Source organism: Pleomorphovibrio marinus (assembly GCF_003347495.1).
GTDB lineage: Bacteria > Bacteroidota > Bacteroidia > Cytophagales > Cyclobacteriaceae > Pleomorphovibrio > Pleomorphovibrio marinus.
Window position 1 is genome coordinate 72,413 of record NZ_QCXY01000004.1, and the last position, 21,337, is coordinate 93,749.

Annotated in this window: 13 protein-coding genes; 5 read left to right on the plus strand and 8 right to left on the minus strand. The window is 44.1% G+C overall.

Annotated features, from left to right (window positions below; genetic code table 11):
* From DB520_RS11865 to DB520_RS11875, 3 genes are all read right to left on the minus strand, one after another.
* The gene (locus tag DB520_RS11865; protein WP_114749949.1) at positions 1–1,329 is read right to left on the minus strand and encodes a Gfo/Idh/MocA family protein; all 1,329 of its coding nucleotides are present in this window, start codon (positions 1,327–1,329) and stop codon (positions 1–3) included.
* Between the two features lie 46 nt (positions 1,330–1,375).
* Positions 1,376–3,436 carry a sulfatase-like hydrolase/transferase gene (locus tag DB520_RS11870; protein ID WP_198675313.1) on the minus strand — a complete coding sequence of 687 codons (2,061 nt, stop codon included), beginning with the start codon at positions 3,434–3,436 and terminating at the stop codon, positions 1,376–1,378.
* Positions 3,437–3,645: 209 nt separating this feature from the next.
* On the minus strand, positions 3,646–5,202 hold the full coding sequence (locus DB520_RS11875; protein WP_114749950.1) for a sulfatase family protein: 1,557 nt from the start codon (positions 5,200–5,202) through the stop codon (positions 3,646–3,648).
* A gap of 321 nt (positions 5,203–5,523) precedes the next feature.
* Here DB520_RS11875 and DB520_RS11880 point away from each other — a divergent pair, with 321 nt between their 5' ends.
* The 3 genes from DB520_RS11880 (at position 5,524) to DB520_RS11895 (ending at position 11,037) form a co-directional block, all read left to right on the plus strand.
* A complete protein-coding gene (locus DB520_RS11880; protein ID WP_232834937.1) occupies positions 5,524–6,321 on the plus strand; it encodes a prohibitin family protein in 798 nt (265 codons plus the stop codon).
* Between the two features lie 102 nt (positions 6,322–6,423).
* A complete protein-coding gene (locus DB520_RS11885; RefSeq protein WP_114749951.1) occupies positions 6,424–9,504 on the plus strand; it encodes an eIF2A-related protein in 3,081 nt (1,026 codons plus the stop codon).
* A gap of 207 nt (positions 9,505–9,711) precedes the next feature.
* On the plus strand, positions 9,712–11,037 hold the full coding sequence (locus DB520_RS11895) for an efflux RND transporter periplasmic adaptor subunit (protein WP_114749953.1): 1,326 nt from the start codon (positions 9,712–9,714) through the stop codon (positions 11,035–11,037).
* A gap of 284 nt (positions 11,038–11,321) precedes the next feature.
* Here DB520_RS11895 and DB520_RS11900 read toward each other — a convergent pair whose 3' ends face one another.
* Positions 11,322–12,002, minus strand: a complete 681-nt coding sequence (locus DB520_RS11900) for a response regulator transcription factor (protein WP_114749954.1) — start codon at positions 12,000–12,002, stop codon at positions 11,322–11,324.
* Positions 11,971–13,341 carry a sensor histidine kinase gene (locus tag DB520_RS11905; RefSeq protein WP_114749955.1) on the minus strand — a complete coding sequence of 457 codons (1,371 nt, stop codon included), beginning with the start codon at positions 13,339–13,341 and terminating at the stop codon, positions 11,971–11,973. The genes DB520_RS11900 and DB520_RS11905 overlap by 32 nt, the downstream gene beginning before the upstream one ends.
* Positions 13,342–13,555: 214 nt before the next feature.
* On the opposite strand from DB520_RS11905, the gene DB520_RS11910 reads away from it, so the two are divergent.
* Both DB520_RS11910 and DB520_RS11915 read left to right on the plus strand, forming a co-directional pair.
* The gene (locus tag DB520_RS11910; RefSeq protein WP_157972049.1) at positions 13,556–14,761 is read left to right on the plus strand and encodes a GDSL-type esterase/lipase family protein; all 1,206 of its coding nucleotides are present in this window, start codon (positions 13,556–13,558) and stop codon (positions 14,759–14,761) included.
* 5 nt (positions 14,762–14,766) lie between these two features.
* Positions 14,767–18,240, plus strand: a complete 3,474-nt coding sequence (locus DB520_RS11915) for a PVC-type heme-binding CxxCH protein (RefSeq protein ID WP_114749957.1) — start codon at positions 14,767–14,769, stop codon at positions 18,238–18,240.
* 6 nt (positions 18,241–18,246) lie between these two features.
* Here the strand turns inward: DB520_RS11915 and DB520_RS11920 are convergent, their stop codons facing one another.
* From DB520_RS11920 to DB520_RS11930, 3 genes are read right to left on the minus strand one after another with little or no spacing between them, the layout of a single operon-like run.
* Positions 18,247–19,128, minus strand: a complete 882-nt coding sequence (locus tag DB520_RS11920; RefSeq protein ID WP_114749958.1) for an arylamine N-acetyltransferase family protein — start codon at positions 19,126–19,128, stop codon at positions 18,247–18,249.
* Between the two features lie 54 nt (positions 19,129–19,182).
* Positions 19,183–20,526: a Gfo/Idh/MocA family protein gene (locus tag DB520_RS11925; RefSeq protein WP_114749959.1), complete on the minus strand. Its 1,344-nt coding sequence runs from the start codon at positions 20,524–20,526 to the stop codon at positions 19,183–19,185.
* A gap of 20 nt (positions 20,527–20,546) precedes the next feature.
* A complete protein-coding gene (locus DB520_RS11930) occupies positions 20,547–21,317 on the minus strand; it encodes a 3-keto-disaccharide hydrolase (protein WP_114749960.1) in 771 nt (256 codons plus the stop codon).
* Positions 21,318–21,337: the final 20 nt, after the last annotated feature.

A 21,337-nucleotide genomic window follows, 5' to 3' on the forward strand; every position in this document is an offset into this window, starting at 1 on the left:
TTAGGCTTTTGGAAATTCCCATGGTTTCCGGTATTCCGGCATCAACAAGTCATTTGCCTCCTTGTTGCCCTGGAATGCTTGTCTTTCACTATCCCATTCCAGCAAACCTGAGCCGGTACGTGCGGCGATATTTCCCATATGTGCATACATAGCCACGTTCTCCCCTATGCTTATGGGGCATTTTGTTTCCTTTCTGGATTTAATCGCTGCCAAAAAATCCCTTACGTGGTTACCCATGTCGTTATGGGGGCTGGTTTTTCTGTAAGGAGAAGCCTCCCTCTCAGCCTCTTCCTTATCTGTACTCCCCTCCAACTTAAGTATCCAGTTTTCCCTATTTGCCACTATGGTGGACTTATCCCCTACAAACTCCACCCCGTATAACATGTCGTATGGACCACTTTGAATACCGGCGGTATGCTGCCAGTTGATCACATAATCCTCCATAGGAAACACCACTGACATGGTATCAAAGGTTTCTCGGCTGTGATCCTCGAAGGAAAGGTTTTCACCATAAGCCATAACCTTTTTGGGAGGAGTAGTGATGTCCTTTGCCCAAAGTGCCATATCTATCAAATGCACCCCCCAATCTGTCATTAGTCCACCTCCATAATCCCAAAAATGCCGCCAGTTACCATGAAAACGGGTAGGATTGAAACTTCGCTTAGGGGCAGGACCTAACCAAAAGTCATAATCCACTCCCTGGGGTACTGACCTATCATCCTCCTTCTTCGCTCCAATTCCATAGTTGAAGTTGGCCCAAATATTCACTTGGCGAAGTTTCCCCAATTTTCCATCCTTGATATAGTCCATCACCCCATTCCACACCACTCCACTGCGCTGCTGCTGTCCTACCTGTACCACCCTTTTGTGCTTTTGTGCGCTTTGGGTCATTACCCTACACTCCGCAATACTATTGGCCAAGGGCTTTTCTACATACACATCTTTACCTGCCTGGCAGGCATTTACGGTATGTAGGCAATGCCAATGGTCCGGACTTCCCACAATCACCGCATCCATATCCTTGTCTTCCAACATTTTGCGGAAATCCGAATAGGTCTTTGGGGATTGACTAAAATCAGAATTCAACTCAGCAGTTCTTTCCTCCAACAGCTTGCTATCCACGTCACAAATGCCCGTGCAGTTTACGGATGCCGTATTCAAAAAGTCTTTTAGCACGTTAAACCCTTTATTTCTGCAGCCGATAAGGCCAACGTTCACTTTCTCGTTGGCACCCCATACAGTTCGAGGCAGGTAAAGTCCTGAGGCCAAAGAAAATGCCAAACCACCTTGAGTGCTTTTTTTGATAAAGGTTCGTCTAGAGATTTCCATTTATTAATTTGGGTTATGTATAGGTTTATTATTTTTTGGTATTGGTCTAGTTAGAAAAGTCGGGATAGAAAAGCCTACTCTCCAAAAATGAGGTTTCGCTCATGGATTCACTTTGCCAATTAATCTCCAGCGAGGGTGAAGGCCCGGAATGTTGGGCATAAACCAGATGAAAAGGGTGCCTGCCTTTTTCCAGTTGAATGGTAGCCTTGACTTTTTCTCCACTCTTATACCCTTTGTCCGCATCAAACAACATGGCATCATGGATATGCATAACCGCCGATCCATCGCTACTTAAGGTAAAGGAATAAGAACCCGTTTGAGAAACCTCAAAATACCCCTCATACACATTTACAAAACCTCCATTGTCACTTTCTCTAAATTGTATAGTTGGAAGTGCTTTTACCTCATCAGGTGCCTCTTTAATAGTATTGACATCAGGAGCATAGGCAAGTGCCCGCTTGAAATGCCTGAACATCACCCCCTCCTTAAGCTTTACCTCGTAATCGATGGCAGCCAGGGGTTCTTCATCATACAAGCGCTGGGCCTCGCCATTGGGTCTTCTCCATTGTATCACCCTTCTCTTCATTTCGGCTTGCAGTTTGTCAAATTCTTCTGATGTCCCTGCCAAATCCTTTGTTTCCTTAGGGTCATTTTGGGTATCGTAAATCCTAAAATCATCCGTATGGGACTGGATATCATACCGTATGCCTTTGTACCCATGCAGGTACAGTACCTGCATCTCCCCTCGTGTCTGTCCCTTGTGGGAAGGATCAAAACTTGGATAATCCGGAGTGGCACCTCCTACAGTGTACTCAATGTAAACCTTGCCTCCGAAGGGTGATTTTTCGCCCTTTAAAAGGGGAAGCATCGAAACCCCGTCGGTATTGGCCGGGGCAGGTAGGCCAGACAAGTCTGCAAAAGTCGCCAGCCAATCATGGAAAGCCGTAGGAGTGTCTGAACGGGAATCTGCCGGAATTACTCCTGGCCATCTTACCAATGTAGGCACCCTGATCCCTCCTTCCCAGGTGTCCCGTTTGGTTCCATCCATCACCCCGAAGCTCTCAAACAAAGTAGGCGCATAGTCTCCATACCCATAGGACTCATGATGGGGGCCGTTGTCAGAAGTGAACACCACCATGGTATTATCTTCTATTTCAAGATCCTTGAGCAACTGGACAATATCCGCCATACTGTCATCAATTCTTCTTACCATACTGGCAAAGCGCTTGTGAACTTCCGGCCAATCTTTTTCTGCGTATTCGGGATGTATATAGGTATCCACTTCCCCATCCGCCGTATTGATATACTGTCCGGGTTTTCCTATCCATTGCATGCCGCCATCTACCCCCATACCCTCCGGATATGACTTTGCGGCCACCTGAAGCCCAGCATGTGGAGTGTCATGTGCCAGGTAAAGGAAAAAAGGTTGGTCTTTACTGTTTTTCTGGTGGTCGATGATGTATTGCTTGGCCCTGGCAGTAAATAAATCAGTGGTATAGCAACCCTCCAGATCTTTCGAAATCTCTTTAACCCCATCATACAATTCCACTGGTGGCCTTGCAGGTGCCTCATGAGCGGGGTAATGGTTGTGACCATCGGTATGTCTCACATAACCAAAGAAATAGTCAAAACCCCGCTTGGTGGGGTAGGCTTCCCAAGTTTCAGGACTGTCACCTTCTAACCCCTGCAACCCATACTTACCGATCAATGCGGTTGCGTATCCGGCTTGTTTCAGTACAGATGCCAGCGTATGGTTGTCAGGAAGGGCCTTGTCAAATTGGTTGTTCCTGATTTCGGCATGACCCTGGTGTACTCCCCGCAATAAGGAAGCCCTGGAAGGTGCACATACGGGGGCAGGCACGTAATGCCGGTTAAGCCGCATTCCTTCGCTTGCAAATTGATCCAGGTGTGGAGTGCTGTGGTAAGGTTTGCCTTCTACTTTACGTTGGTTTTGAAACAGAACCCCAAGATCCCCATAGCCCAGGTCATCTGTTAACACAAAAATGATATTAGGTGGACGATCCTCCAAAGCATTTACCTCTGCCAAAAAGGCTGCCATTGGAAGAAAAATAAAATTTAGAATTACGATACGTTTAAGAATTTTCATGTGTTTATATTTTGTTTCAGTGGTAAGACCTGGCTGCCATTCCTTCGGCAGGTAAACCGTCAGGAAGGTAGCTTGCCCCTGCCTTCCCCGGACTCGTTTCGGCGGAATCTTCACACGATCAATAATCTTCGTTTGTCGTACAGCGTCATGCCAGATTGCATAAGGGTAAGCTTAAATGAAAACCAATCTAAGAGTACCTCGTTCAGGTTTTATTTAAGCTCAAGGGGTTCAGTGTTTACATACTCCTCTCCCCTGATGCTGATGAACTTTTCGACTAGCTCTTTGAGCTTTTCCGGTTGCTTTTGCGCAAGATTTTGCCTTTGTCCTATATCCTGATTCAGGTCGTACAACTGGAATTCCTTGGAGTTTCCTAATTCGATATTCACGTTTTCATTTACTTTAGGGCCATCATAAGGGGGAATCATGATCCAATTTTCATGGCGAAACGCCGTCCTGCTTGTAGCTTCCAATACAAGGGAACTTCTACCCTTCTCGGATTTTCCCAGCAATTCTTCCAGCAAGTTCTCTCCGTCCTCCGAACTTTCCTCACTCCCTACCAATGCAGCCAGTGAGTTTAACAAATCCATTTGGCACACCATGGCTTCTGACACCTTAGGCTTAATTGTCCCTTTCCAATACGTGATAAAGGGTACACGGGTACCTGCTTCAAAGAGGCTGTATTTGCCCCCTCTTAATGGTCCCCAGGGAGTATGGTTCCCAAGTTTTTCCACTGCATCGTCATAATATCCATCGTTTAATACAGGGCCGTTATCACTGGTAAAAACCACCAGGGTGTTTTCCAAAATCCCCTCTTCTTCCAGGGTATCCATCAATTCTCCTATACACCAATCCGCTTCCAATATCACATCGCCCCTGGGGCCCATGCCTGATTTACCTTCAAACCTGGGGTGGGGTGTCCTAGGCACATGAGGTTGCTGAAGCGCATAATAGAGAAAGAAAGGGCTGTCCTTTTTGGATTTGATATAAGACTTAGCCTCTTCCAAAAACACATCGGCCATGTCCTCATCCACCCATTTGGCTTTTTCTCCCCCCTTCATAAAACCTATCCTTGGTATTCCGTTCACAATACTGTTGTTATGGCCATGGTGCCATTTCATCCTCAACAGTTCAGGGTTGTCCTTACCTGTAGGTTCCCCTTCAAAATTCTCCTCATAATCTATTTTTATGGGATCATCGGGGTCGAGGCCTTGTACCAAGCCATCCCTTAAGTAGACGGTAGGCACCCTATCCTGGGTGGCGGCCATAATAAAGGAATAATCAAAACCCAACTCATTAGGGCCAGGCCCCACCTTTTGGTTCCAGTCGACGTTTCCACGCCCCAAACCCAGATGCCATTTGCCTACTACCGCCGTATGATATCCTTTTTCCTTGAACATTTTGGGAACAGTGAGCTGGTTGGTGTCGATGATCAAAGGTGCAGTTCCGGGCAGGATCCTGGCATCCTCGTTCCTCCATGGGTATCTTCCGGTGAGAATGGCATATCTACTGGGTGTACAAGTGGCAGAGGTGGCATATCCATCCGTAAACCTCACCCCTCCTTTTGCTAATTTATCCATATTTGGAGTGGTGATCTCTGTGGCTCCATATGCGCTTACATCCCCATACCCAAGGTCGTCCATATAGATAAACACTACATTAGGAAAGGCAACTTTCTTTTCGGATTCTGAGTCGGATGACCCACAGGCAAAAAGTGTAGAGATGGCAAAAACCAGACTATATAGATTAATCTTGTAGGTCCTCATCATAGGAATGTTATATTGGGTTGGGTAAATAGTAAACACAAAAAAAGTAAATAAACGACGATATCCAAAAGAAGGTTGTTAAAAAAAATTATTTTATAAAATGAAAAAATTTTTCAAACCTTAACCTATTCCCTTCGTAAAAAAGCTTAAAAAAAGACCTTAAAACAACCATCTTAATAAATTGATATTCAATTGTTTAAGTGATATTTTTTACTTTTGGTCAAAATTTATATTCGGTTCAACACTCGAACCGCCATACAAAATAATATTTTGTAATTGTCAATTAACTTATTTGAGTAACCAACTATTTTAAATTAGATAATTATGAAAAAGAGGATGTTAATGGTTAGTTTAACTACCACGATGTTGTTATCTTCATGTGCACCGGGAGTGGTGAGACAGGGAGAAATCGGTGTGAAGCAGCGGTTCGGAAAAATATCCGACAAAACCTATGACCCGGGAATCTATTGGTTTAATCCGGTATTCGCAAAATTTATAAAAGCACCTATAAGGACTACCAACCTTGAGGTTTTTCTGAACTTGCCCAGTAGAGAAGGGTTGACGATTCAATCAGAAATTTCCATTCTCTACAGGATCAATGAAACAGATCTTAAGAAAATCATCACCGAGGTAGGGGTTACCTATGAGGAGGACATGATCCTACCAGTCTTCAGGTCAGCGGCAGCAGACATTGCGGCCAGATTCATAGCACAGGATATGCACACGGCGAAAAGATCCACTATGGAAAGAGCCATCCAGGAAAGAATGGATGAAGTGCTGGCCAACAGGGGTTTTCATATTGAATCTGTACTGATGAAAAGTATTCGCATGCCTGCCGGGCTTACCAGAGCCATAGAGGATAAGCTCACCGCTGACCAAGAAGCGCAACGCATGGAGTTCGTTTTGCAGAGGGAAGAAATGGAGGCAAAGCGAAGGATAATTGAAGCAGAAGGCAAGCGGGATGCCCAACAGATATTGGCAGAGGGTTTGACTAGGGAAATCATTGAGTTAAGAAGCCTGGAGGCATTCACGGATCTGGCATCTTCTCCCAATACCAAGATCATCATTAGTGATGGCAAAACCCCCTATCTCCTCAATTCGGACACCGGTTCCCGGCCCTAACTTGTTTTGACGTATTGCACAGGGTTTCCACCATTCCACCCGGAAACCCTGTTTTCCCAATTCCATAATTTCTTTGTTCTGTTAACCGAAAATCCTTTAGTAATGGAAGTTCGAAAGAGTATCCCTGTGCTTTTAAAAACAGTGGTGATCTTTATCCTTTTGGCTTCAGGGGTTGTGTATGAATCCTATGCCCAATACTTCGGCAGAAATAAGCCGAGGTTTAAGAGGGATGAAGCAAAGCTGTTAGAGTCACCCCATTTTGACATTTATCATTATTTGGAAAATGATTCCACGGCTGTCAGGTTGGCTAAGTGGCACGAATGGTGGTATCATAAACAATTGCCTATTTTAAGGGACACCTTTAAAGTAAGAAACCCCATCGTGTTTTATAACCACCACCCCGATTTCCAACAATCCAATGTAATCAGTGGTGAAATCTCCGTGGGATTGGGTGGAGTGGCCGAAAGCCTCAGAAATAGGATTGCCATGCCATTCAATCACACCCATGCTCAAACCGGCCATGTGGTGGGGCACGAATTGGTACATGCCTTTCAATTTAGGATGCTAAACAGTATTGACTCCTTAAATATCCGCCACATCCGGAATATCCCTCTTTGGCTGGTGGAAGGAATGGCTGAATACATGTCTTTGGGAAGAGAACATTCTCACACGGCCATGTGGATCAGGGATGCATTGGTACATGACCGGTTCCCTACGCTGAGACAAATGAGCAATAGTTTTGAGTTTTTCCCCTATCGCTATGGGCATGCCTTTTGGGCCTATGTGGTAGGCATATGGGGACAAGACATAATCAGGCCTTTATTCCTAAACTCGGCTGCCTTGGGTTATGAAAGGGCACTGGAGAAGGTATTGAACCTTACCGAGGATGAATTCTCAAAGCGATGGGCTGACCATACCAGAAATTATTATGCCCCATTTTTGCAAGACACCACGGAAATAATGGGGATAAGGTGGTTTCATCCAGAGAATACTGGAAACCTCAACCTCTCTCCGGTATACAGTCCGGACGCGAGGTACATGGCTTTCATTTCTGAGAAAAGCCTGTTTTCCATTGATGTGTTCCTGGTGGAAGTAAGGTCTGGTAGGATAGTGAGAAAACTGACTTCACATGTTCAATCCATGCACGTGGATGACTTCAATTTCATTGAATCTGTGGGCACATTTTCCCCTGATAGCAAGAGATTTGCCTATACGGTATACAGCGGGGGAAGAAATCAGATTATATTGGTAGACGTTCAAACCGGTAATACCCTGGATGAAATAGCCATTCCAGAACTGGAAGCATTCAATTATATCTCCTGGTCACCAAATGGCAGGTACATGGTAATGACTGGGCTAAAGGATGGACAATCCGACCTTTATCTCTATGACTTTGACAGGAAAAATCTTACTCAGCTTACTGACGATCCACATTCTGACATTCAACCCACTTGGTCTCCAGAGGGAAACCGTATTGCCTTTGTATCGGATAGAGGAACCTACGCAGGCCCAAATGATTTTAGGCATAGAGGTTTCAACCTTTGCCTGCTGGATTTTGACTCGCATGAGGTTTCCATTTTAGATATCTTTCCAGGTGCGGAAAATATGAATCCACAATTTTCAGTGGATGGAAACGTGATCTATTTCCTTTCCAACGCCGATGGCTTTAGGGATTTGTATGAGTATAGTTTGGTAAGTAATGAGATGTTCCGGCTCACCAGTTACTATTCCGGGATTTCGGGAATCACACAATGGTCACCTGCGTTCACCGTGGCAAGGGACAACGGTTTGATGGCTTATAGCCTTTTTCAAAACGGGAGGTACCATATCTTCAGAGCAGACCTTTCTGATTTCTACGTAACCTACAAAGAATCCGACGGCAAGACGATTGATAAAAGGGCAGGTACCTTACCCCCAGCACATAGTATTGGGATAGAAAGGGCCAGGGCTATGCTGGATTCGCTGGATAGGACCTTTAACATTCAAGAAGAAGAAATCCAGCCCAGGGATTTTAGGCCCAAATTTAGACTGGACCACATTGGAAATATGGGGCAAATAAATATGGTGGGAGGTACATATGCTACAGCATTGGCAGGAGGCGTAAATGCACTCTTTGGCGATATTCTGGGAAACCACCAGTTATTTACCGGAATTTCACTAAATGGTGAAATCTTCGATATCGGTTTTCAAGGAGCCTATGTGAACAAAAAGAATCCACTCTTTTGGGGAGGAATGGTTTCTCATGTCCCCTACCAATCTGCGGCATCAAGTGTATTCTTAGACTCCTTGACCGTCGGGGATATGCAGATCCCAGTAGTGAACAGTGCCCTTGACCTCATCAGAACCTTTGAAACCAGGGCAGGGGGTTTTGTGGTACGTCCCCTATCCAGGGCAATGAGGTTGGAGTCCGGCCTGTCCATCACCCGATACCATTTTCGAGTGGATCGCGTAAACAACTTTTTCCACAGAGGTACATTCCTCCGTGAAACGCATACAAGAGAACCTTCCCCTCCTGGGTTTAATGTGGGGCAAGTAAACGCGGCATTTGTGGGGGACAACACTTCTTTTGGAACGGTGGGTCCTTTGATGGGCACCAGATATAGATTTGATGTGGAAAGGTATTTTGGAGCCACCAATTTCTATACCGCATTGGCCGATTACCGTAGGTACGTCAGAATGGCTCCTTTTACAGTAGCAACGAGGCTTTATCACTTTGGAAGGTACGGACAAGATGTGAGAAGGGACATCCTTCCACCTATATTCCTGGGCCAACCTACATTGGTAAGAGGCTTTACTGGAAACTCCTTTAGTAGGAATGTTAACCGGACTGGTAATTTTTCGGTCAACCAACTTGTAGGAAATAAAATAGTGGTCGGAAATTTGGAGGTCAGGCTACCACTGTCGGGGCCAGAACGATTATCCATGATCCGGTCCCATATTTTACCTACAGAGTTTTCTCTTTTTGTGGATACAGGTATGGCTTGGGATAACAGGGGTCTGGTAGGCCCCCCATCGGGTTATGATGGGGATATTGACTTGACCAGGAGACCAGTGGCCAGTTCCGGTGCCTCCCTAAGAGGGAACTTATTGGGCTTAGCCATTGTGGAGGCTTTTTATGCCGTGCCTTGGCAGCGACAATGGATGGGTGGAGTGTTTGGATTGAATTTCACTCCTGCTTGGTAAGCGGTGTTGAAGCATTCTCATCTATGTCACCTCCATTTTCTTTTTCTTGAAAATGGGGGTTGGCATGGATTTTTTTCTATTTGAACCTGTTTAAACCTTTTGAAAAACCATTAATTAACATTTACCTAACACTTTTAACTTTTTGTTAAGGTCATTTAACTTATTTTTCTCCCAATGGTTATCCATAAGGTGTTTAATTTGTAATGTATGATATTATCGATAAAAGCAATAACAGCAAAAAAAGGAAAATGGAAGATTGGGCTAGTAATAGCCCTGATTTTTGTGGGAGGTATAATTGGGGTTTATTCCTTTGATCAAAATGCAGGTGAGAACCTTTTTTCCACCGAAAAGGGAGATTTCAAAATTGAAATCAAAACCCAGGGTGAATTAGAAGCATTGGAAGGTGTAGAAGTCCTGGGACCTCAAGAGGCCAGAAAATACAGAGTTAAAAATTTTACCATTGAAAAGTTGGTGCCCGAGGGTACTGTGGTGAAAAAAGGGGACTTTATTGCCTCCATAGACCAGTCGGACATGTTTGAAAAACTGGAAGAAAGAAGATTGGACCTGGAGCAGTACCAAGCTCAGTTTGAGCAAGTACAATTGGATACCTCCCTTATTCTTAGGGAAGAAAGGGATAACATCAAGAACTTGGAATTTACGGTGCAGGAACAGGAATTGATTTTGGAGCAGTCCCAGTTTGAACCACCTGCAATCGTGGAAAGAAACCGACAACGACTGGAGACAGCCAAGCGAGAACTCTTCCAAGGAAGGGAGCGGTATGCCATGAAAACCTTGCAGGAGGCTGCCCGGATGAGAGAGATCTCAAGTAAGTATACCGAACACAAGGAAAAAGTACAGGAGATGGAGGCAATTCTAGAAGAATTTGACATTGTCGCTCCTGAAGATGGAATGGTCATCTACCGAAAATACAAGCGAAAGAAGGTAGTAGAAGGCACCCAAATCAGTTCTTGGAAACCAGTAATAGTAAAACTTCCAAACCTTAAAAGTATTCACAGCATCACTCAGGTCAACGAAGTAGATATCCGCAAAATCGAAAAGGGGATGCAGGTGGAAATTACTATGGATGCCATGCCGGAGAAAAAATACAAAGGCACAATCGCGCAGATAGGAAACGTGGGGCAAAGTAGGTCCAACTCGGATTCTAAGGTTTTTGAAGTGGTAATCCAATTCGACGAATTTGATCCTCTACTACGACCCACCATGACCACTGGACATAAAATTCTGGCGGATCATAAAGAAGATGTACTTCAAGTCCCTATGCGGGCCATACACGTAGAAAACGACAGCATCAACTTTGTCTATACCGCAAATGGAAAAAAACAAGAGGTGATGTTGGGAGAAGACAACTCGGAAAATGTAATTATAGAAAAAGGGCTGGCTGAAGGGGAGAAAATCCACCTCACAAAACCTGATTGGGAAAACAATCAATTAGTAGAACTTTTGGAGGAACTAGATGGTAAAAGAAATCCACAGGAAATTCCAGAGCCTTTGGCGGATTCCTTCAATGATTAAACAAGAGATTATTTCTCCTTAATACTACTTCAAACCTATTAGACCAACCTAAGTTTACTTAGTTTCAACTCTTGAAAAAGTATTAGGGTAATCGGTTGTTCCAGCAACTGAGATAAGGTTGTCAACTTTTTTGGCAACCTTTTTTTGTCTGACCCGGATCAATAACTAATGACATTCTGCGTCCATTTTCATTAATTGTACCACATCAAGGGTAAAATCCCAAAATTATCCATTGAGGCAATCTAACAATGGTTCTATGGTTTCAATTTAAAAAGTGAGCTTATCTAGCTGTCCTCTAAAATATAGCCCTTTCCATGTATATTGGATAAGCTTACTCCAGGATCCAGTTGTAGATGCTTCCTAAGTTTTGCCACATGAACGTCCATGCTTCTCCTGTTAAAATAGTCCACACCACTCCAAAGCTTGTTCAGCACAATTTTCCTGTCCAAAAGTTGGTTTTTTTTCTGACATAGCATGCGCAGAAGTTCTGCTTCCTTTTCGGTGAGCGACACCGTACTATTACCATCAGTAAGTCTTCTACTTCGAAAATCAAAGGTAAGTTTTCCAATAGAAAAATCCTCCCCCGGATCATCCTGTAACATGTACCTCCTCAAGACAGCATTGATTCTGGCAATAAGTTCCTCCTCGTCCACAGGTTTTACAATATAATCATCTGCCCCCTTTTGAAATCCCTGCAGCTTATCAATCTTCATGGACTTAGCGGTAAGAAAAAGTAAAGGAATGTTCGGATTATGTTCTTTAATTTTTGTTGCCAATGTAAAACCGTCCATTGCCGGCATCATGACATCCAAAATGCAAATGTCGAAAGATTCCTCTAAAAAAACGTCAAGTCCTTTTTGGCCATTTATCTGCCAGGAAACGATGAAATCATTCATTTCCAAGTAGGTTTTTAAGGCATATCCTAGAGTCTGGTCATCTTCTACTAGCAATATTTTCGGTATCATGCTCCTTTGCTGAATCTAATGTTATCAATGGAAGCCGGATTTTAACCACACTCCCCTTTCCCAATTTACTCTTTAATGAAATCGTGCCACCATGCAATTCAGTGATCATTTTCACATAACTCAAGCCCAATCCAAAACCCTTGGTTTGGTGTATATTGCCTTGACTCACTCTATAAAACTTATCGAAAATAAAATCCAAGTTTTCTTTGTCTATCCCTATTCCTTTGTCAGAAATGCAAAGGACTAATTGGGAATCCTCCACCCTTGTTTCTACCCGGATGATCGGTGAATCTTTTGAATATTTGATAGCGTTGTCCAAAATATTGTCCAGTATATTACCAACATGCATAGGGTCTCCAATAACTATATGTTGAGCGGCTAGTAAATCCAAGGTTAATTTTCCACCCTTGGCCTCCACTATGATATTGTAAACCTCCGCTTTGGTTTGGATGACTTGGTGCAAATCTATTCTTTTCCAATCCAATTCAGGGTCGTTTCGCTCAAGCAAAGTGAGCTCCAGTACTTTTTCCACTTTGTTTTTTAGGTTGTGGTTTTCCCTCTCCAACAAAGAGAGGTGGTAATCCAACTCCTCCTTAGAAAATTGTTGCCCCTTATCCTTAATAATCTTATAAATGATGGAGGAAGCGAAAATGGGTGTTTTTAACTCATGGGTTAAATTGTTAATAAATTCATTTTTGAGTTTCGACAACTGCTTTTGCCGCTTCAAGACTAACACCGTACTGAAAAAGCTGCCTAACAACAATAAAATAAAAATAAAAGTGACCAATAAAATGGAAGATATTTGATAGGCGATGAATAAGTTTTTATTATGAAAAAGCAGGCCAAACCTAAAAAGGTGTTTGCCATATACCTGATCCACCACTCCACCAGGGTACATCGCGTATTTTTGAAAATGAGGTTGATACCCCTCTTTAGCTGAAGAAAAAGCAATAGTGTCTTCTATGCGTTGGTAGAAAGCAAAATCATAGTCCAAATAACTAAGTCTATGGTCACTCAAAACGCTATCCACCCTGTCTTTATAGGCCGTAACCATCTCTACTTCCAAGGAATCCCTGGTACTGCGCGGATGAACCCTATCCCCTAGAAGCGCGAGTAAGTTGGCTGTCACCTCCACATCATCCAGCAGCACCTCCTCCATGTCCCTTAGCACCTTGCTGATTTCCCTATCAAATTGCCTACGCTGAAGGTCCACTTCCAGTTTAGTAAGCCTATACTGAACAAAAAGCAGCCCGATAAGAGCTGTAAATATCATAAAAGTAACCACATAAATATGATCTCTTACATAATCTATCCACTTGTTCAATAAATGATGAACCATATCCCATTTTAACCAATACTTAAAGGACCCACAACCTATTTAACATTTAATTAACGGATTTAACTTTTCATTCAGCAAAACTTAGTCCCTATTATCCGGTCGTTTATCCATTTCATAAAACTAGTAGGTCATGTAAATGGATTTTTTTATTAAATTCACCACCCACCAAAAAAATGGATTTGAATTTGATTCAATCCGGAGGAATATAAACTCCATGACCCAAAATATGCTTGCTAATACCAATTATAGACTAGTCGTTGCCTTGGTTTTCTTGTTTTTCCTTGGCTTCTCAGCTACTGCACAAGAAAAATTCGAACTCCGGGATGGAGACAGAGTAGTTCTTCTGGGTTCGGGAATTATCGAAAACGAACAGCAATATGGCTGGCTGGAAAGCCTTTTCACCTCCTTGTGGCCCGACCGCTATATCAGTTTCAGAAATCTAGGTTGGTCGGGAGACACAGTTTTCGGAGAGGCCAGAACCTATTATACCAGTCAACCCTCCCCTTTTGAATTATTGATCAGCCAAGTGAAAGCCGTCAATCCAAGCCTCGCTATCCTCGCCTACGGCATGGTAGAATCAGAAAAAGGAGAGCAAGGTTTAGCAACTTTTACTGAAGGGCTAAACACCCTGTTGGATTCCTTGGACAAATTGTCCACCAAGGTGGTCTTGTTGAGCCCTCTTTCACTAACTCATCAATTAAAATCAGAAAAAGAAAGAACAACCCAAGATGCCAACACCTACTATACAAGAATAAAAACGGTAGCCGATGAAAGAGGCCTGACACATATTGATATAAACCCCTTGATGGTTAACCATGGGAAGCAGATTATGGGAACGGGCGTTCATCTTAATGAGAAAGGATATGCCTGGTTAGCAGCCTACATTAGGGAAGCTTTGGGATTTCCAATACAGGAAAGTAACCTTCAAATTGATTGGAGAAAAAAAGAGGTGCTTACCTCCTCCGAAATTTCCAACCTAAAATGGGAAAATAAAGAAAACCTATTTTCCTTATCCCTGATATACGAGTATCTACCGATACCGCTTCCGGATAGGATCGAATCACAACCAACAATCATGGTGAAGGGGTTGAAAAAAGGGCAATATGGGCTTAGGATAAATGAAGAAATCGTGGCGGTGGGTACCCATCAAGAATGGGAAAAAGGGATAGTTTTACAGCAAGGGCCTGGAATAAGGCAATCGGAACGATTGAGGGAAACCATACAAAAGAAAGATGAAATCTATTTTAGGCAGTACAGGCCTCAAAACCGAACCTATATTCTTGGTTTTAGGGCTTATGAGCAAGGGAGGCATGAAGAGGACCTCAAGGACCTTGATCTCTTGGTAGCTTGGCTGGATGGACAAATTAACCAACTCAAGCAACCACAGCAACAACAACTCTACTTTTTCTCCATCCAATAGATGTCATGAACACCCAACAGATGAAATACAGTACTATACCATTAAACCCAAAGTGCCTTCCTGTGCTATTTTCTTTGTTTTTCCTTTTTGCGTCAGCAGCAAATGGACAAAGCAAGCTAAAGGATATTCCTTCTCCGGAAGTTCAGCAGCAGTTGGAGATGTTTCAGCTGGCCGAAGGATTTGAAATTGAGCTATTTGCCGCAGAACCCATGGTGGTAAAACCCATACAAATGAACTGGGATGCTGAAGGTAGGTTGTGGGTTGTCAGCAGCACGGTATATCCCCACCTGAAACCGGGAGAGGAACCCAATGACAAGATTTATGTATTGGAAGACAGTAATGGCGACGGAAAAGCGGACAAATCCACGGTCTTTGCTGACGGGCTTATTACACCTACTGGGATTTTGCCGGGAGATGGTGGCGTGTATGTGGCCAATTCCACGGAGTTGCTGCACTTCAAGGACACCAATGGGGACGGAAAGGCAGACCATAAGCAGGTTATGCTTTCAGGTTTTGGTACAGGGGATACCCACCACCTGATCCATACCTTTCGATGGGGACCTGATGGCCTTATGTACTTCAACCAGTCCATCTATATCTACAGTCATGTAGAAACCCCTTATGGCACTAAACGACTACATGGTGGCGGGGTATGGCAATTCAATCCGCAGACCTTGGAGCTCAATGTATTTGCAAGGGGGTTAATCAACCCTTGGGGCCTGCAATTTGACCGATGGGGAAGTATGTTTATAACGGATGGGGCAGGAAATGAAGGTATTAATTATAGCTTCAGGGATGCTACATTTACCAGTGCTCCCGGTATAGAAAAACGGATCAGGGGCTTGAACCCCGGTCAACCCAAGCATAGCGGTTTGGACATCATTTCCGGAGGGCATTTTCCGAAGAATTGGTCTGGCAGGTTGGTTACCAACGATTTCAGGGCCAACAGAATCAATACTTTTACCCTGCAAGAACAAGGCAGCGGATTTGTTTCTACCCAATCCGAGGATCTGCTTTGGACAGACCACATTGCCTTTAGACCTGTGGACATACTGGAAGGGCCTGATGGTGCGCTCTATGTGGCGGACTGGTATAACCCTATCATTCAGCATGGGGAAGTGGACTTTCATGATCCCAGAAGAGACCAACAGCATGGGAGAATTTGGAGGATCAGCGCAAAGGGTAGGATAAAATCACCCTTTTCCTACCTGCAGGATAGTGAAATAGAATCCTTATTGGAGGCCTTAAAGGCCAAAGAATATATGACCCGAATCCAGGCAAAACAGCTTTTAAAAAAGAAAGACCCGGAAAGAGTACATCAGGCCTTAGAAAAGTGGGTGAATAATTTAAACCCCTCGCATCCCGATTACGATCATTACTTAATTGAAGCATTGTGGACTTTTGAGCTTATCGGGAAACCGAATCTGGAAATTTTGACAAAGGGTTGCACCTTAAATCAGGGCCGTGCCAGGGCAGCCACCTTCAGGTTGCTGGGGAATGGCAAATGGGATTGGGAGGAAGTAAAAGAATTATTGGTTTTGGGGGTAAAAGATTCCCATCCCCAAGCTCGCAAGGAAGCAGTAATCTCCCTTGGAAAGTTTGAAAATGCAGAAGCTGCAAAAATTGCACTGGAGAGTCTAGAAAGTGGAACGGATGAGTTCAAAGATTTTGCTCTGTGGCATACCTTAAGGGAGCTGGAACCTTTTTGGCTACCCAAGGTGCTGGAAAATCCCAATTATTTCTCGAATAACGAGAAAACAGCATTTGCGATGAAAGAAATTCGTGATCCAAGGGGAGCCGGCATCTTATTATCCTTACTAAAGGAAGGGAGGGTTCCGGAAGTCTTTGGTCCACAAGCCCGGAGTACAATTGCCAGAATTTCAGACGTAAAAAACCTCAATAGGATTTGGCAAATAGCGCAAGAGGAACCTTCCTCTGCCAAAGACTGGGTGACAGTATTGCTTAATGCCGCCAGCAACAGGGGTGTAAGACCCAATGAGAACCTTTTAAATATCCAACGGTTTTTTCAGCATGAGGAACCCTCCGTAGGGAATATGGCAATAGAACTAGCCGGCTATTGGCAATTGTCCTCCTTAAATCAGGAATTGATGAATTTGGTAATCGATGGGGATGAAGATCAAATGAAAATGGCAATTCAATCCATTGGCAGGCTGGAAGACCCGAAAAGCAATACGCTGATACAATTGCTTTCCGGCGAAAAATACCCGCGATCCATCAGGGTACAGGCTACTGCCCTGATGGCCCAAAATGACCGGGTGAAAGCAGCAAAATTGGCCCAAGAATTACTTAATGCGTCTCCAAACGAAGAAGATGCTCATGTTTTATTTGCGGCGATGATGCGAAATGATGAGATAATTGCAACCTTTACTTCCAGTCTCATGGAGGCGGGAATTCCCTCTGAAATGGCCAAAATAGGAAGGCAAGCAATGGGTAGGTATGTGCCTTGGCATAGGCAAGGGGATAGGGATGTGGTAAACCTGAAGAAGGCCTTGGAAGCCTCAGGAGGAATTCTCCCTCCCGAAAGAATGCCTCAAAAGCTAAATGAACAGCAACTCACGGCATTGGTACAAGAGGTCCGGACAGGGGCAGATGCCATTTCCGGAGAGGCTGTATATAGAAGGAAGTCACTAATTTGCCAAAGCTGCCATGCCATTGGCGGGGCTGGTGGCCAGCTTGGACCAGACCTGAGCAGTTTAGGCACCAGTTCCCCCATAGATGAAATTATACTTTCCTTATTGGAGCCCGCAGAATCCATAAAAGAGGGATATGAGCTGCAAAAAATCACCAAACAAGATGGAGGAGTAGTAATGGGTTACCTGGTAAAAGACGGTGCTGACGAACTGATCCTGAGAAACGCAACAGGCCAGGAAGAAAGCATTTCCAAAGCCCAAGTTAGCAATCACGATAATGTTCCTGGCTCACTTATGCCACCAGGGCTCACCTCCAGCCTGGAAAGACAAGAGTTTATCGACTTGGTGGGATTTCTCTCCAAATTGGGAAAACCGGGGGAATTTAGGGTTCCGAACCAACGATTTATCCGAAAATGGGGAACTGTTTCCAGCCTTCCAAAGGAAATTGGCCAGAAAGAGGATTTGGCTCAAAATTCAGGAAACCTTTCCATCCAACCTATTTACAGTATGGTTTCGGGGGAATTGCCCATAAGTGAAATTCCAGAATTCAACCTAGCGGGCTCACCCTATAAAATAGTGCAGTTTGAATTAGAGGTACTTGACAAGGGAACGGTACAGCTTCACCTTAACACGAACAAAGGGGTTCTTTTACTAAAATCCAAAGGATGGGAAAATGTACAGGACAGAAAAGTAAACGTTGCGCTAAATGCGGGTATCCAGAAAATCAAACTTTTGCTCAATATGGATGAATTTGTAGAAAACAGCTTGCGTGTGGAAGTAATAGAAGAAGAAAATGCTACCCCGACCAGATTAGTGATGGGAAGTTGAATTAGTTCATTTTCCATCCTCAAATTTATTGGTTAACCAAGCCTTCAGGCTATCCTCAGCAGGTATGTCTATGCCAAAAACATCCCTAATCCTCACTAATAGATGCTCCATGTTTTGGATTCGCTCTTTTTGGGTTTTGCCATTGACAGGATGAAAAGAAAAATGGTCATCCATTAGGCCATACCTGCCATCCTCCTTAGTTTGGGCCAGGAAAAGATGGTTCATGAATAGCGACTTTTCATGGTTGCACAAGTAATAACTCATCACTTGGTAGTCGGGCAATAGGTATTCGTCCAACCCAAATGAATACATGGGTTTCCAGTTTTCCTCCAGTTTGATATGCAGCACATATAAAGAGCCGTTGTGGGATATTTTAAAATCTTCATGGGATGTCGAATGAGCCTCCTGCGATTGTAAGGGCAGGGGGGCTGTCAAGGTATTGCCACCAAACCCAACATCAGCGATATAGGGTTCTTCTCCAAAATTGACCAAGAGCAATTGATGGTCTCTTGGCATCACTACATCTTCCGGGATTTGCCACATTACCCTAGCTGCCAACCCGGTCACCTCAAACCCCAAGGTTCTAAGTACAGCGCCAAAAAGTAAATTATGTTCAAAACAGTAGCCTCCCCGCTGTTGGTAAACGATTTTTTGCACAAGGGCATCCTGTTCCAGTGCTAATGGAATACGCAGCAAGGGATTGAAATTTTCAAAAGGGATACTCAAAGTATGCCGATAATGCAAGGCTTGGAGGCAATCCAAGGAACAAGCAGGTTCATCCTCAAAACCGATTTTTCGAAAATAAGCAGACAGCTGCTCTTTGGAAAGAGGCGTGTAAAAGGGAGAATTTTTGGCTGGGGTTTGGGCTTTAAAAGAAGAAGTGTTCATGACAATAAAAGAGGCTGCCTAAAAAGGACAGCCTCGAAAATATTATAGGAATAATTAAACTTTAGGCAATTTCCAGCCATTTTGGTAACTGGCTTTGGCCAGTTTGTTGGCATCCGACTCTTTAAAAGCATCTTTGCTCTTGTCCCAATAGATCTTCTTACCCAGCTTATAGGCCACGTTACCCATGTGGGCATTGATGGCTGCCACGGAACCTGTCTTGATCCCGCAATTCAACTTACTGGCGTCATTCGCTTTAATGGCCTCCACAAAGTTTTTACAGTGCGCCCTTTGGGCATTCCCTTCTGGCTTTACATGTTCTACTGCCTCGATTTTCTCTTTTCTTTCCCCATCCACACTCTCGGTTTCGGCGATCACCTTCCAGCCTCCACGGTTTACGACTAAGGTGCCATTATTGCCAATAAAAGCAATACCCTCAGTGGTGCCGTAGTTCCCTCCATCTATACCTGTGGCATGTTCCCACAACATGTTGAAACCATCGTATTCATAAACGGTTTGAAGGGTGTCTGGGGTCTCTGAGGCATCATCGGGATAGGCCAATTTACCGCCCGATGCCATAATTGATTTGGGGGCACTCACATTCATAGCGTATAAGGCTATGTCTATTTCATGCACACCCCAATCGGTCATCAGGCCACCTGCATAGTCCCAAAACCACCTGAAATTAAAATGGAAACGATTTTCGTTAAAGGGGCGTTTTGGTGCAGGGCCCAGCCACATATTGTAATCCACTCCCTGCGGGGCTTGGCCATCCGGCTTCACCGGAACCGGTTTCATCCATCCCTGGTAGGCCCAGGTTTTGACAAGACGGATATTGCCAAGTTTTCCTGATCTCACAAAATCAATTGCCTGTTCGTACTGGGAGCCGCTGCGTTGCCATTGCCCTACCTGTACCATTTTGCCATACTTTTCCGTGGCTTTCACCATCAAGTTGCACTCTTCTATAGAGTTGGCTAAGGGTTTTTCCACATAAGCATGCTTTCCCGCCTCCAAGCTGTCTATAAGGTTGAGGCAATGCCAATGGTCAGGAGTGCCGATAATCACTGCGTCAATATCCGGATCCTCCAGCATTTTACGGTAATCTTTGTATTGCTTAGGTTTTGTTCCCCTCAGTTCCTCCACATTTGCCGAGCGCTGGTCCAGCACATTTTGGTCAATATCCGCTAATGCCACACAGTTGATTTCGGGCAATAGCAAATGGCTGTTCATATTAGACCATCCCATGCCCTTACAGCCTATCAAACCAAAATTTATCTGTTCATTGGGGCTTATCTTTTGCTTATATGCGGCCAAATGCTCAGCCGTCACCAAATTAGGTAATGCAACCATACCGGCCGAGGCCATAAGGGAATTTTTTATGAATCTTCTTCTTGAATCCATGGTATTAGATTAGGTTATTGTTAATCAAGCTTTCTCACCCAGATGTTTCTAAAGCTCACCAAGTCACCATGATCTTGCAGGTGTATGGGAAGCTTGTCATCATGGGCCACATAGTTGGGTATTCCTATGTATTCGGTAGGCCCCTTTAATGTAACGTTGTTTTGTACCAAAATACCGTTATGAAAGACGGTAACCCTTGCTGGTGATACCAACATCCCGTCTGAGTTGAACCTGGGAGCAGTAAACACCACATCGTAGGTGTTCCACTCACCGGGAGGCCGCATAGCGTTTACTAAGGGGGGGTGCTGTTTGTATATACTGGCTGCCTGCCCATTGGTATAGGTGTCGTTTTCGTAGGAATCCAAAATTTGCAATTCGTACTTACCCATAAAGAAGAGCCCGGAATTTCCCCTGCCCTGACCTGTTCCCTTAATTTCAGTAGGTGCACTCCATTCTATATGAAGCTGCATGTCCCCAAATCCTTCCTTGGTCTTTATGCCTCCAGTTTTGGGTACTACCACAAATTTTCCGTTCTCCACTTTCCAGGGAGCAGCCTTACCAGGTTCCCTTTCACTTTCCCATTTGTCCAGGTTTGACCCATCGAAGAGCACAATAGCATCTGCCGGGGGCTGGTGGTTTTCTTGCCCAGGCTTAACCACCTTTACTTCTGGTTCATAGAATTCCGTTGCCTCAGGGGGAAGCTTAATCTCTTTTTTGTCCTGTGCCATAGCTGGTTGTAAAAGGGTGCATACACCCACTAAGCCTAACAGTGTAAACAACTGTAGTTTCATATGATTAAAATTTGTTTTTT